Raw genomic sequence first — 13487 nt, 5'->3', positions numbered from 1 at the left:
CGCCCCACGCCCGGGGTTTGGGTCGCGTGGGCGCGGAGAGGTGTATCCGAGCCCGGGCCGGTGGGGGGGGCGGGGGTTGAGGCCTTTGATGGGGGTGCCGGTGTCGGTGTGGGCGAGGCCTTCGCAGTGGAATCCGGGGCGGTCGAGGTCGAAGCCGAGGTCGATGACGGCTTCGACGGGTTGGTCGGCCCAGGTTTCGGGGAGGGTGCCGGTGAGGCGGAACCAGGTGGTGCCCCAGGCGGGCCCCCATTCGTGTCCGATGTGGACGGGGGTGTAGCGGGCGTGGAGGGCTCGGTGTGCGGGGACGGGTTCGCCTGGGACGTGCCAGGCGGCGATGTCGAGGGGGTGGGTGCGGGTGTGCACGGCGGGCCGGAGTCGTTCGGCGAGGATGCGGTCGAGGCGTTTTTCCACTACGGCGCGGTCGTCGTGCATGCGGTGTCCCCTCGGTCGGAGCGGGTTGGTGCAGACCACTGCTGAGCGTCGATCATCGTGGCACATCGCCGGTGGGGGTGGGTGCCGCCGAACCGGGCTGGGTGATCGCTCGTGCAGGTCATGGCGGTTGCCGGGGTGCGCGGGGCCTCGCATGCTGGGGCCTTTCGCAGGGCGTGCCGGTGTGGCGCGCGGTCCCCGATGATCGTGGAGGCGACGTGGTGATGGGTACGTGCGAGGTGTGCGGGAACGAGTACTGGATGAGTTTCGAGGTGCGCACGTCGGGTGGCGGGGTGCACGTGTTCGATTCGTTCGAGTGCGCGGCGCAGCGGTTGGCGCCGCAGTGCGAGCACTGCGGGTGCCGGATCTTGGGGCACGGGGTGGAGGTGAGCGGCCGGTTCTTCTGCTGTGCGCATTGTGCGCGGGAGTCGGGGATGTCGATGGTGGAAGAGGTGCGGGATGCGGTGGGGAGTCGCCCTGCGTGATGGTTCGGGTGCGGCTGGTGTGTGGTGAAACGTTTCATCCGGGTGTCGTGGGGTGAATCCACCCGCACCAGAGTTCGTTACCTTTTCGTTACTTGCGGGGTGAAACACGACGTTCACCAGTGACGACTACGGGGGTGGCACCACTTGCTCACCCGGGGCGCACCAGTTCGCGGGGCACGGGGCGGGTGGTGGCGGCTGGACCACTACGCGTGAAGGGATGCCGAGATGGCAGGTCTGGTTCGTTGGCTGGGTGACATGGCACGGGAGATGGGACGGGCTCGCACCGTGATGCGACACCCCCACTCGCAGGTCGTGAGCTCGGCCGCCCGTCGCGGTCAGAGCTGAGGCTCTGTTCGTCAGCCCCGGTCACTACGGCTGAACGTGGCGCCCCACCGGGTCGCGGACCGGCGCCCACCGCGTGCGCGGTGCTCCGGCGAGCACGGTCAACGCCACATCAAGTGAGACCTCGCGACCCACGCAGGCTTGCTGAAGATGCCGTGGCTTCCGTCCACTTCGGACGGGGCCACGGCATTTCGCACGTTCGGGGCCGGTTGCGGTGGTACCGCTCCCCTCCCCTGCCGCGCGCGGGCGGCGTCAGCCGGTCAGGGCGTCGCGGTGGCGTCCGGCGTTGGCGACGTAGACCTCCGCGGACAGCCGCAGGCGGGCGCGTTCGTCTTCGGTGAGTTCGCGGCGGACCTTCGCGGGGGTGCCGGCGACCATGGAGCCGGGCGGGACCTCGGTGCCTTCGAGCACGACGGCTCCGGCCGCGATCAGCGAGCCCTCCCCGATGGCGGCGCCGTTGAGGACGACGGCGCCCATGCCGATCAGGCAGTGGTCGCCGACGGTGCAGCCGTGCAGCACGGCGCGGTGCCCGACGGTGACGCCGCGGCCGACGGTGGCCGGGAACCCGGGGTCGGCGTGCAGCACGCAGCCGTCCTGGACGTTGCTGCCTTCGCCGACGGTGATGTCCTCGTTGTCGCCGCGCAGCACCGCCCCGTACCAGATGCTGGCGTCGGCGTGCAGGTGCACGCGGCCGATGAGGGTGGCGCCGGGTGCGGCCCAGGCGCCCTCGTCCAGCTGCGGGGTGTGCTCGTCGATGGTGATGGTGCGGGCGGTCTCGGCTGGGGCGTTCACGGGTCCTCCGGGTCGGCGCGTTCGCGGCGCAGCCATTGCACCGCGTCGTGGGAATGGCCGTCGACGACCGCTTCGACGCCGTCGAAGACGCGGGGGTCGGTGGTGCGGGCCAGTTCCGCCAGCACCGTATCGGCATCGCCGTCGGCGATGGCCTCGACCAGGCTCCGTTGCGCGGCGAGGTCGGGGGCGGGTGCGACGCGGTGGGTGAGGGTGAGCGCGAGCATCAGCTGGAGGCCGAGGTTGCGGCAGGTGTCCTCCAGGCGTTCGTTGCCGGCGAGTCCCACCACGGCCAGGCGCAGGTGCAGGGATCGTTCGGCGAACAGGGCGGGGTCGCCGGTGGTGGCGGCGAGGGCGTCCAGGGCGGTGCGGCAGCGGCGGAGCCGGGCGGGTTCGTGCACCGGGACGCCGTGGCGGACGGCGAAGCGTTCGAGTTCGCGGCGCAGGGTGACGATCTCGTAGATGTCGTGCAGGGTCAGCGGGGTGACGATGACGCCCTTGCGGGGCAGCTGGCGCACGAGTCCTTCGTGTTCGAGCACGCGCAGCGCTTCGCGCAGGGGTGGGCGGCTGATGCCCATCTCGTGGGTGAGGCGGTTCTCCACGATGCGGTCGCCGCAGCGCAATCCGCCGCTGATGATCATGTGCCGGAGGGTTCCGGCCGCCAGTTCCACCAGGCTCGGCGGGTCGGCGATGCTGGGCGCGGATGCGATCGGCCGCTGCGCCACCTGATCTTCCACTGATCCGGTCACGGGGCCAGTCTGCCCTGTCGCGGGCCTGTGCGGTGGGGTTTCGCCGCGGTGGCGAGCAACGACACGGTCGGTTCGGCAATTCGGTTGCCGCCGCGGGTGGCCGGTGGTGATGCTGGGGTGGTGCTGATTCGTGTCGCGGAGGCCGCCGATCTGGCGGCGTTGCCGGAGGTGGAGCGCCGTTCGGGTGCGTGCTTCCGGGAGGTGGGGATGGATCGGGTGGCGTTGGATCCGCCGATGCCGGTGCGGGTGCTGGAGGGGTTCCGGGATCGCGGCGCGTTGTGGGTGGCGGTGGAGGTGGCCGGCCCGGTGGCGTTCCTGGCCGCCGAGCGGTTGGACGGGGCGTTGCACGTGGCGCAGGTGAGCGTGGATCCGCGGTGTGCGCGGCGGCGCATCGGTGCCGCGCTGCTGGCGCACGCGGGTGCGCGGGTCGTGCGGTTCGGGTGTGCGGCGTTGACGTTGACGACGTTCCGGCTGGTGCCGTGGAACGCCCCGTACTACGCGCGCCTGGGTTTCCGGGAGGTGCCGCCTGCGGTGATGTCGCCGGGGCTGGCGGCGAGGCATGCGGCCGAGCAGGCAGTGTTCCCGCACTGGCCGCGGGTGGCGATGTGCCGCGCGGGGTGAGGTGCTGCGGCCGGGGTCAGAGGTGGTGGCGGCGGATGTCGGCGATGGCGTGGGCGGTGGTGGCGCGGCTGGTGAACCGGTCGGCGAGGCCGGTGAGGGTGATCAGCCGCAGCACGGCTCCGGTGCCGAACACGACGTAGAGCGGGGTGCGGCGGCATTCGGCGCGCCGTTGGGCGTGCAGGAGCAGTTCGAGCCCGGCGGAGCTGCAGAAGGTGACGTCGGTGAGGTCGAGGACGACGGCGCGCAGGGCGGCGGCGGTGAGGCGTTGGCGGACCATTTCGCCGAGGCGGGGTGCGGCGGCGAGGTCGATCTCGCCGCCGACGTGGACGACGACGACGCCGGGGTCGGGCCGGTGCACGGCCAGCCGCAGGGTGCGGGGGTGGCCGGGGGTGCCGCTGACGGGTTCTCCGGCGTCGCGGGGCGGCGTGATCGTGCGTTGCGGTTCGAGTCCGACCGGGGCGTGCCGCTGGTGCGCGGTGCGGTCGCTGTTGCCGGTGTTCGCGAGAATCACACTGCCTCCCCCGTGTTCGAATGCTGTTCGCGGCCGGGGTGGCTGGTCCGGGCGTGTCGGTGGCGGCGGCGCGTTGCGGTGGCCACCGGTGATCTCGGTGGCTGTGCCCGGGTGCGGCGCTGCGGTTCCGATGTGGGCCAGGGACGTCATGGCCAGGTGCTCGACCGCTGTTTCCCCACCGTAGGAGCGCTAGTCCGACCGAAACAAGGCTGGCCACCATCGTGCGAAGACTTAAGGGGAGTTGGCCGACAGCGGGATGATGCCTCCGGCGAGGATGGCTTCGGTTTGTCGTTCGGACAGGTGAGGTTCGGCGGTGATGTCGCGACTCTTCGTGGTGTTGCGGAGGGTGAGGGGCCCGCCGGTGCGGAGCTGGTCGCGCAGGCCGTCGGCGGTCAGGACGTCGCCGAGGTCGATGCGGTCGTGGTCGTCGGGGTCGGTGAAGCGCAGCGGCAGGATCCCGAAGTTGATCAGGTTCTGCCAGTGGATGCGGGCGAAGGACTTCGCGATGACCAGCTGCACGCCGAGGTAGCGGGGTGTGATGGCGGCGTGTTCGCGGGAGGAGCCCTGCCCGTAGTTGTCGCCGCCGATGACGATGTGCGGCCCGGTGTCGGCGGCGCGGCGCGGGTAGTCGGGGTCGAGGCGGGTGAAGGTGAAGCGGGCGAGTTCGGGGATGTTGGAGCGCAGCGGCAGGGCGTGGGCTCCTGCCGGGGAGATCTCGTCGGTGGAGACGTCGTCGCCGGTGATCAGCAGCACGGGGGCGTCGAGGTGGTCGGGCAGGGCGGTGAACTCCGGGAGCGCGGAGATGTTGGGGCCCTTCTCCGGCCGGATGCGTTCGGCGTCGTCGGCCGGTGGTGGGGCGACGAGCATGGCGGTGTTGACGGCGGAGTGCTGCGGCAGCCGTGGCCGCGGGTGCAGGTCGAGGTCGACGGCGAGGTCGCGGGGGGGGGGGATGCGGCCGGTGAGGGCGGCGGCGGTGGCGGTCTCCGGGGAGCACAGCCACACCGAGTCGTCGGGGGTGCCGGAGCGGCCGGGGAAGTTGCGGGGGAAGGTGCGCAGCGAGTGGGTGCCTTCGGCGGGTGCTTGTCCCATGCCGATGCAGCCGAGGCAGCCGGTCTGGTGCAGGCGGGCGCCTGCGGTGACGAGTGCGGCGAGGTCTCCGGTGGCGGCGAGGTCGGTGAGGATCTGCCGGGAGGTGGGGTTGATGTCGAAGCTGACCTGCGGGGCGGTGCGGCGGCCGCGGACCATGTCGGCGGCGATGGCGAAGTCGCGCAGGCCGGGGTTGGCGGAGGAGCCGATGACGACTTGGCCGATGTCGGTTCCGGCGGCTTCGCGGACGGGCACGACGTTGCCGGGTGAGCGGGGCCGGGCGATCAGCGGTTCGAGGGTGGACAGGTCGATGTGTTCGGTGAGGTCGTAGTCGGCGCCGGGGTCGGCGGCCAGCGGGGTGAAGTCGGCTTCGCGGTCTTCGGCGCGCAGGAAGTCGTGGACGGCGTCGTCGGCGGGGAACACGGTGGTGGTGGCGCCGAGTTCGGCGCCCATGTTGGCGATGACGTGCCGGTCCATGGCGGTGAGTTCGGCGAGGCCGGGCCCGTGGTATTCGATGATGCGCCCGGCGCCGCCGGCGACGCCGTGGCGGCGCAGTATTTCGAGCACGACGTCCTTGGCCGACACCCACGGCGGTAGCCGCCCGTCCAGGTGCACTCCCCACACGTACGGCATCCGGAGGCGCAGTGGTGCGCCGGTGATGGCGAGGGCGACTTCGAGGCCGCCGACGCCGATGGCGAGCATGCCCAGGGATCCGGCGGCGCAGGTGTGGGAGTCGGAGCCGGCGAGGGTTTTGCCGGGGGCGCCGAAGCGCTGCATGTGGGTGGGGTGGGAGACGCCGTTGCCGGGTGGGGAGTACCAGAGCCCGTAGTGGGCGGCGGCGGTGCGCAGGTAGGCGTGGTCTTCGGCGTTCTTCTCGTCGGTTTGCAGGAGGTTGTGGTCGACGTACTGGGCGCTGAGCTCGGTGCGGGCGCGGCGCAGCCCGAACGCTTCGAGTTCCTGCATGACGAGGGTGCCGGTGGCGTCCTGGGTGAGGGTCTGGTCGACGCGCAGGCCGATCTCGGTTCCCGGGGTGGGTTCGCCGTCGGCGAGGTGGGCGGTGATGAGCTTGTGCGCCAGCGTCTGCGGCATCGCTGCCTCCCGGGTGGTGGAGGATCACCGGTCTCCGCGGGGCTACCCGGGCGGGGTGCGCGCCAAACGATCAGGTCAGGCGGGGGCGCTGGTGCGGCGGTGGGCGGGTGCGGCGTGGCGGCCGCCTGCGGGTCCGGGACGGGCGGCGGAGACGTGCAGGGACAGTTCGCCGCCGAGGACGTCGACGAGCACGTCTCCCCCGTCGGTGAGGGACCCTTCCAGCAGCAGGGACGCGAGCCGGGTGTCGAGGTGGCGCTGGATGGTGCGCCGCAGCGGGCGGGCGCCGAATTCGCCGCCTGCGCCGCGTTCGGCCAGCCAGGCCATGGCGGCGGCGGAGACCTCCATGCGGATGCCTTGTTCGCGCAGCTGCGCGGCGGTGCGTTCCAGCAGCAGGGAGGTGATCTCGGCGAGTTCGCGGTCGCCGAGGGCTTGGAAGACGGTGACCTCGTCGATGCGGTTGAGGAATTCGGGGCGGAAGAACCCGCGCAGGTCGTCGAGGAGCGCGTCGGCGAGTTCGTCGGCGGGTGCGGTGGAGTCGAGGATGCGGTCGGCGCCGATGTTGGAGGTCATGATGATCACGGTGTTGCGGAAGTCGACGGCGCGGCCTTGGGAGTCGGTGAGGCGTCCGGCGTCGAGGACCTGCAGCAGCGTGTTGAACACGTCGGGGTGGGCTTTTTCGACTTCGTCGAGCAGCACGACCGAGTAGGGCTGGCGGCGGATGCGTTCGGTGAGCTGCCCGGCTTCCTCGTAGCCGACGTAGCCGGGTGGGGCGCCGATGAGGCGGGAGACGGTGTGCTTGTCCTGGAACTCGCCCATGTCGAAGCGGGCCATGCGGTCGGCGTCGCCGAACAGGGCGCGGGAGAGGGCGCGGGCGAGTTCGGTCTTGCCGACACCGGTGGGGCCGAGGAACAGGAAGCTGCCGATGGGCCGGTCGGGGTCGGCGAGCCCGGCGTGGGCGCGGCGAACGGCTTCGGCCACGGAGCGCACCGCGACGGGCTGGCCGACGACGCGTTCGGTGAGGCGCTGTTCGAGGTCGAGCAGGCGGCGCCGGTCCTGGTCGGAGACTTCGGCGACGGGGATGCCGGTGCGGCGGGCGACGACGTCGGCGACGTCGGTGGCTTCGACCAGCGGTTCGGCGGCCCAGGAGGTGCCGCCGCGGCGCATCCGCACCCGGGAGCAGGCTTGGTCGAGCAGGTCGAAGGCCTTGTCCGGCAGGAACCGGTCGGTGAGGTAGCGGTCGGCGAGGCGGGCGGCGGCGTCGAGGGCGTCGGGGGCGATGCGGACGTGGTGGTGGCGGCGGTACTTCTCGGCGACGCCGTGGAGGACGCGGATGGTGTCCTCGACGGACGGTTCGGGTACCAGGACGGGTTGGAAGCGGCGTTCCAGCGCCGGGTCCTTCTCGACGTGCTTGCGGTACTCCTCGACGGTGGTGGCGCCGATCAGGTGCAGTTCGCCGCGGGCGAGGGCGGGTTTGAGCATGGTGCCCGCGTCCATGGAGCCCTCCCCCGCGCCCGCGCCGACGATGCTGTGCATCTCGTCGATGAACACGACGACGTCGTCGCGGTGGGTGCGCAGTTCGGTGAGCACGTCGCGGAAGCGCTGTTCGAATTCGCCGCGGAACTTCGCGCCGGCGACCATGCCCGCCAGGTCCAGGGACACGAGGCGCTTGCCGGCCAGGGGCCAGGGCACGTCGTGGTCGACGATGCGCTGGGCGAGGCCTTCGACCAGGGCGGTCTTGCCGACGCCGGGGTCGCCGATGAACACCGGGTTGTTCTTGGCGCGGCGGCCGAGGACTTCGATGGCCTGGTCGATCTCCTCGTCGCGGCCGATGACGGGGTCGAAGGCGCCGTTGCGGGCGAGTTCGGTCATGTCGAGGCCGAACTCGTCCAGGCGCGGGGTGGCGCTCAGCGAGCCGGGGCCGCTGCGGGTGCCGCGGGGTCGTTCGCCGCCTTCCATGGCGCGGGCCAGGGCGCGCCCCGCGACGGATTCGGGGTCGTGGGCCAGGCCCAGCAGCACGTGGCGGGCGCCGACGACTTCGGCTCCTTCGCCGAGGGCCTGCTGGTGGGCGCCGAGCAGGGCGCGGCGCGCGGAGGACGACAGCACGGGGGCGCGGCGCGGTCCGCCGGCGACGGCGTCGACGGTGCCAGCGACGGTGCGCACGCCGGTGGCGAGGTCGGTGACGCGGACACCGGAGTCGGCGAGCATGCGGGCGGTGGAGTCGACCTGGGTGACCGCCCACAGCAGGTGGGTGCTGTCGAGTTCGCGGCTGCCCCAGTCGACGGTGGCGTGGATGGCTTTGGAGACCACGTCGTGGGCTTCGGGGTCGAGGAGGTTGGCCAGGCCGAGGCCGCCGGGGCCGTGTTCGGTGCGGCGCTGCTCGCCGCCGCCTTCGACGAGGCTGTTGAGCAGCGAATCGAATGCGGCCGACGCATCGCCTGCACTGCCCCGATCCACTGGTGCACCTCCTGCCGCGGCGGGCACCGGTCGTGCCCGCACCACGCCACCATAGTGATCAACTCTTCTGGGTCGGGAACGCACCGCCCGCGCGGCGCCCGGTGGCGAGCCGTTCCCGCAGCGCTCCTGCCAGCAGCACGGCGCTGATCACGGCTACGACGGTACCGAGCCGGTGCAGTCCGGCGTCAGCGGCCGGTCCGGCGAAGCCGAGTTCGATGACGGCGGCGGCGATGTTGGCGCCGACGTACTGGGAGGTGCGGTAGAGCCCGGAGGCCATGCCGGCGTCGGCGGCGTCGGCCTGTTGGTAGAGGGCGGCTTGGTTGCCGATGTTGTTGAACCCGTTGGGCAGGCCGAGCAGGGCGGCGACGCCGAGCAGCGGCACCAGGTCGCTGGCGGAGTGCAGGAAGGTCAGCCCGAACCCGCCGGCCAGCAGCGCCACCGACCCGACCAGCAGCACGGGCCGGTGCCCGCGGCGGCGGATGACGCGCCCGGCCACGGCCACCGAGGCCATCGCCAGCAGCGCGATGGGCAGCACGACCAGCCCTGCCTGGTCGGGGCTGAGGCCGCGGGCGTTCTGCAGCCACATCGGGTAGCCGTAGAAGACGGTGTAGAAGGCGACGTAGGTCAGCGCGGTGCGCAGGTAGGTGCCGGTCAGCGGCCGGTTGCGGGCGAGCATCCGCACGTCGGCGAACGGGTCGGGCACCCGCAGTTCCCAGGTGGTGAACGCGGCGACGAGCACGGCCAGCAGTCCGAGCAGCCACCAGCGGGGTTGTTCGGCCAGCGACAGCAGGAACAGCATGAGCACGGCGATGCAGCCGGTGAACAGGGCGGCGCCGGGCAGGTCGAGGCCGCTCAGCACGGCGGTGGTGCTGGTGGGTGGCCGGGGCGGGTCGGCGGGCAGGTGGCGCCAGGCTGCGAGGCCGACGGCGAGGCCGAGGGGCACGTTGATCAGGAAGATCGATTGCCAGCCCTGCCAGGACACCAGCAGTCCGCCGACGACGGGGCCGAAGGCGATCATGACCTGTCCGCCGATGGCCAGGGCGCTCAGCGCCCCCGCGGGCAGGGCGGTGCCGCGGCGGTCGGCTTCGGCGCGCAGCATCGCGACTCCAGCGGGGAACGCCGCACAGGTGCCCAGGCCCAGCAGGATGCGCAGCGCGATCAGCCAGCCGAGGTCGGGTGCGAGCGGGGCGAGCAGGGAGCTGAGCACGGTGAGCACGAGGGAGGTGGTGAACACCCGGCGGGCGCCGATGCGGTCGGCCAGGCGCCCCGCGGTGGGCGAGCCGATGGCGGTGGCCAGGTACAGCCCGGAGATCAGCCAGGACGCGGCCGCGCCGGCGTGGAACTGCTGCCGGATGTCGACGAGGGCGACGGCCATGGTGGAGGCGTTGAGCGCTTGCAGCACGGTGCCTGCGGCGATGGTCAGCACGAAGCTGCGCGGCAGTGCTCGGTCGGTGCCGGTCTCCTGGACGTCGTGTGCGGTCACGTCACCCCACACTAGTTCGTTAGCGTGCCTAACTTCGGTGATCGTGGGATACGCCTCCCGGGCGGCGGGATTCGACCACCCGGACGACGGGTAGGCGAGGGACCCCCGATGAAGGAAGGTGAGCGCCGATGCAACGCGGCAGCGACAAGCACGGACCCGCGCAGGACGACGCGCTGGAGCAGGACGTGCGCGGACTCCTGCAGGGCAACCACCCCACCCGCGCCCAGGAGGAGCTCGACGCCGAACCGCCCGCCGACGACGACCCGGCCGCGCTGCGGCCCGAGCCCCCGGCACCGGGCGACGAACCCGAGGGCTGACCGGCGCCGCGCGGTCAGGCGGAACGTTCGGCGGCGTCCACCGCGTCCGCGAGCCGGGTCAGTTCGCGGCTGACGTGCACGAGGCGTTCGGCCACGACGCTGGCGTGCCCGGACAGGGCCCCGGCGTGCCCGGTGGCGCGCAGCCATTCGGTGACGCCCGCGACGCCGGCGGCCATGCCTTCGGCGGTGGCGGCGAAACCGCGGGTGGCGAGTTCGAGGTCGGCGACCGAGTGCGGCATGGCCGGGTCGCCGAGCCGTTCCCCGAGGACCCGGGCGGCTTCGCCGACCTGGAGGGCGACCTCCGCGGTGTAGCCGCCGTCGTCGACCCCGGGCCGCCTGCCGGCGGCGCGCCGCTGCGTCGGCGCCGCTGGGTGATCGGAGTGCGCGGGAAGGGTCATAACAGCTCAGCCAACCCCACGGAACCGGTGGAGACCACACCTTCGGGGCGAAAGTTCTCGGAAACAACCCGTTTCCCGCACAACCCCACGCCTGGGTTGCGCATTCCGCAACGCATGCTCTTGGGATGTGGGACGGACGCGGACCACCGGCCACCGCGGCGCCGTCACCACAGGTGACCGGTCAGGAAGACGACCCCAGCAGCCGCGCCACCTGCTCGTCGGTGGTCGCCGCGAAGCTCCCGTACCACTGCCCCACCGCGCTGAAATCCACCGGCCGCAGCACGCACACCACCTCGTCGGCCTCCGCCCGCAACGCCTCCACAGCGTCCGGAGCACCCACCGGCACCGCCAGCACCACCGACCGCGGCGCGGACTCCCGCACCATCCGCACCGCGGCCCGCGCCGTCGCCCCCGTCGCCAACCCGTCGTCGACCAGCAGCACGTCCCGCCCGCCGACCTGCGGTGCCCGGCCCCCGCCGAAACGCTCCTCGCGGGCCCGCGCGGCGGCCCGCTCCCGCTCGCACGCCTCGGCCAACGCCGACTCCGCCACCCGGAACGACCGCAGCAACCGCTCGTCGTAGCTCGGCGGGCCGTGCGCGGTCACCGCGCCCAACGCCAGCTCCGGCTGCCCGGGAGCACCGATCTTGCGGGCCACCGCCACCCGCAGCGGCGCCCCCAACCGCTCGGCGACCCGCGCCGCCACCGGCACCCCGCCACGGGCCAGGCCCAGCACCACCGGCCGCACCCATCGCTGCTGCGCGAGCTGCTCGGCGAGCACCTCACCCGCGTGCTCGCGGTCCCGGAAGCGCCCTGCCCCACCGAGCCCCGGCATCGTCGAACCTCCGTTCCCGAGGCGACCCTGCCACCACCGTGTGCCCGCCGCGGGCCCGGCGGGAAACCCGGTTCCCACCGATCAGTCCCGGAACGCCGCCACCCGCAACGTCCGCAACCGGTTGAGCGCCGCGGCCAGCTCGAACCGGCGCGGCACCGCGAAATCACCTGCGTACCGCTCGTCCACCCCGGCCACGCCGCGCTCGGCGACCCGCTGCCCGAACCCGTCGAGGACCTCGGCCACCGTGCGCGTCCCGTCCAGCAGGCCCGACCGCACGCACGTCACCAGCGCCAACCCGATGCCGGTGACCTGGCTGGGATCCACCAGCTGCTCGACGGCCCGCAACTCCACCGTCGACTCCCCCAGCGTCAGCGCATCGGTGCCGCGGGCCCGCACCTTCGGCCGCTGCCCCTCGATCGAGGACGGTGCGGGGATGCGGGCGCGCACCGGCGGGAACTCCTCGGCCTCCCGGCTGCGCCCGGTCGGGGTCGCCGCCAGCGCCCTGGCCCGGTCGGTGACCTCCCGCGCCTGGTAGGAGTCCATCATCAGCACCCGGTCGGCGACGTCCATGTAGTCGCCCGACCCGCCCATCACCAGCACCGTGGAAACCCCGCGGGACCGCGACAGCGGCCGGATCAGGTCCAGGAACGGCGTCAGCGGCTCGGACTCCTTGGCCACCAGCGCCTGCATCCGCGCGTCCCGGATCATCAGGTTCGTGGCCGCGGTGTCCTCGTCCACCAGCAGCACCCCCGCCCCGGCCTCCACCGACTCCACGATCGCCGCGGCCTGCGAGGTCGAACCGGAGGCGTTGTCGGTGGAGAAGTCCGCGGTGTCGGCACCGGTCGGCAGGTGGCTCACGAACGGGCTCACGTCCACCCGGTGCACCCGGCGCCCGTCCTCGGCGCGGACCTTCACCGTGTCCTCGCGGCTGACGACCAGTTCGCGCCCGTCGCCGGGCACGTGGTCGTACACGCCGTTCTCCAGGGCGCGCAGCAGCGTGGACTTGCCGTGGAACCCGCCGCCGACGACGAGGGTGATGCCCTCCCCGATGCCCATGCCGGTCACCTCACCCCGGTTGGGCAGGGTCACCGACACCCGCATCGACTCCGGTGAGCGGAACGGCACCGCGCCGGGCAGGGGGCGTTCGTCGACACCGCTGCGCCGCGGCAGCACCGCGCCGTCGGCGACGAACGCCACCAGGTCGCGGGCGGCGAGCTCCTCGCGCAGCGCGTCGGTGTCCTCCACCGACTCCACGAACTCCCGCAGCCGATCCTGCTCGGCGGTGGCGTAGCGCAACGCCGCCTCCACCACGTCCGGCACCCGGTCGCACAGGGCGCGTTCGGCGGCGCGGCCGTCGATGCTGCGCCCGCGCCCCGGCAGGTCGATGCCCAGCCGCAGCCGCACCCCGCCGCCGGGCAGCAGCTGGCAGGAGCTGCGGTCGAGGACCTGCTGGCGGCCGGCGTCGACGCGCAGCCCGCTGTCGCGCAACCGGTGCTCGGCGGCGCGCACCAGGAATCCCGCGACCGCCCGCGCCCGCACCGGGGTGGAGCGCAGCTGCTCGGGCAGGCCCGCGGTCCCGGGATGCACCCGCACCTCGCAGCGGCTGGCCGGGGCGTAGGGGTCGGGTTGGACGCGCTGCACTTCCAGGTCGAACCCGTCGAACGACCAGTCCCCGGTCAGCGTCTTGTAGCGGCCGTAGCCGGCGCCGTGCAGGTCGCGCAGCACCGAGCGCAGCCCGGCGGCATCGCGCGGCCCGGAGTGCTGCTGCGGCCCCCGGTCGCGGGGGGGGGGGGGGGGGGGGGGGGGGGGGCCCCCGCGGCGGGGGGGGGCGGGGGGGGGGGGGGGGGGGGGGGGGGGGCCCCCCGGGGGCCCCCCCCCGGGGGGGGGTGGCAACCCCCGGGG

At 73.2% G+C, this 13487-nt stretch carries 12 protein-coding genes and 1 pseudogene; 3 read left to right on the top strand and 10 right to left on the bottom strand.

Annotated elements, in window-relative coordinates:
* Positions 1-432, bottom strand: a pseudogene (locus LCD35_RS26330) (hypothetical protein); the annotation flags it as partial.
* A 221-nt stretch (positions 433-653) separates the two neighbouring features.
* On the opposite strand from LCD35_RS26330, the gene LCD35_RS26325 reads away from it, so the two are divergent.
* Entirely contained in the window at positions 654-914 is a 261-nt protein-coding gene (locus LCD35_RS26325; protein WP_224963023.1) for a Prokaryotic metallothionein, read from the top strand.
* A gap of 594 nt (positions 915-1508) precedes the next feature.
* Here the strand turns inward: LCD35_RS26325 and LCD35_RS26320 are convergent.
* Positions 1509-2048 (bottom strand): gamma carbonic anhydrase family protein, encoded by a 540-nt coding sequence (locus LCD35_RS26320; RefSeq protein ID WP_224963015.1) that lies wholly within the window; start codon positions 2046-2048, stop codon positions 1509-1511.
* A complete protein-coding gene (locus LCD35_RS26315; protein ID WP_224968950.1) occupies positions 2045-2794 on the bottom strand; it encodes a GntR family transcriptional regulator in 750 nt (249 codons plus the stop codon). The genes LCD35_RS26320 and LCD35_RS26315 overlap by 4 nt, the downstream gene beginning before the upstream one ends.
* Positions 2795-2914: 120 nt before the next feature.
* Here LCD35_RS26315 and LCD35_RS26310 point away from each other — a divergent pair, with 120 nt between their 5' ends.
* Positions 2915-3415 carry a GNAT family N-acetyltransferase gene (locus tag LCD35_RS26310; protein ID WP_308016944.1) on the top strand — a complete coding sequence of 167 codons (501 nt, stop codon included), beginning with the start codon at positions 2915-2917 and terminating at the stop codon, positions 3413-3415.
* A gap of 16 nt (positions 3416-3431) precedes the next feature.
* On the opposite strand, the gene LCD35_RS26305 is transcribed toward LCD35_RS26310, so the two are convergent.
* From LCD35_RS26305 to LCD35_RS26290, 4 genes are all read right to left on the bottom strand, one after another.
* Positions 3432-3926: an STAS domain-containing protein gene (locus LCD35_RS26305; protein WP_225045122.1), complete on the bottom strand. Its 495-nt coding sequence runs from the start codon at positions 3924-3926 to the stop codon at positions 3432-3434.
* A gap of 231 nt (positions 3927-4157) precedes the next feature.
* Complete coding sequence (locus LCD35_RS26300) at positions 4158-6101, bottom strand: aconitate hydratase (protein ID WP_225045121.1); 1944 nt, start codon at positions 6099-6101, stop codon at positions 4158-4160.
* Positions 6102-6176: 75 nt separating this feature from the next.
* A complete protein-coding gene (locus LCD35_RS26295; RefSeq protein WP_225045120.1) occupies positions 6177-8555 on the bottom strand; it encodes an ATP-dependent Clp protease ATP-binding subunit in 2379 nt (792 codons plus the stop codon).
* 58 nt (positions 8556-8613) lie between these two features.
* Positions 8614-10038, bottom strand: a complete 1425-nt coding sequence (locus LCD35_RS26290; protein ID WP_224961468.1) for an MFS transporter — start codon at positions 10036-10038, stop codon at positions 8614-8616.
* 128 nt (positions 10039-10166) lie between these two features.
* Here LCD35_RS26290 and LCD35_RS26285 point away from each other — a divergent pair, with 128 nt between their 5' ends.
* The gene (locus tag LCD35_RS26285) at positions 10167-10355 is read left to right on the top strand and encodes a hypothetical protein (RefSeq protein WP_224961470.1); all 189 of its coding nucleotides are present in this window, start codon (positions 10167-10169) and stop codon (positions 10353-10355) included.
* A gap of 14 nt (positions 10356-10369) precedes the next feature.
* Here the strand turns inward: LCD35_RS26285 and LCD35_RS26280 are convergent, their stop codons facing one another.
* From LCD35_RS26280 to LCD35_RS26270, 3 genes are all read right to left on the bottom strand, one after another.
* Positions 10370-10753, bottom strand: coding sequence for a hypothetical protein (locus tag LCD35_RS26280; RefSeq protein WP_224961472.1), 384 nt, complete (start codon positions 10751-10753; stop codon positions 10370-10372).
* Between the two features lie 181 nt (positions 10754-10934).
* Complete coding sequence (locus LCD35_RS26275; RefSeq protein ID WP_224961474.1) at positions 10935-11585, bottom strand: phosphoribosyltransferase; 651 nt, start codon at positions 11583-11585, stop codon at positions 10935-10937.
* An 81-nt stretch (positions 11586-11666) separates the two neighbouring features.
* Positions 11667-13310 carry an ABC-ATPase domain-containing protein gene (locus LCD35_RS26270; RefSeq protein WP_224961476.1) on the bottom strand — a complete coding sequence of 548 codons (1644 nt, stop codon included), beginning with the start codon at positions 13308-13310 and terminating at the stop codon, positions 11667-11669.
* Positions 13311-13487 lie beyond the last annotated feature (177 nt).

This window comes from Saccharopolyspora sp. 6V (genome assembly GCF_020176785.1).
GTDB classification, from domain to species: Bacteria; Actinomycetota; Actinomycetes; order Mycobacteriales; family Pseudonocardiaceae; genus Saccharopolyspora_C; species Saccharopolyspora_C gregorii.
This window is presented reverse-complemented; position numbering and strand designations above follow the sequence as displayed.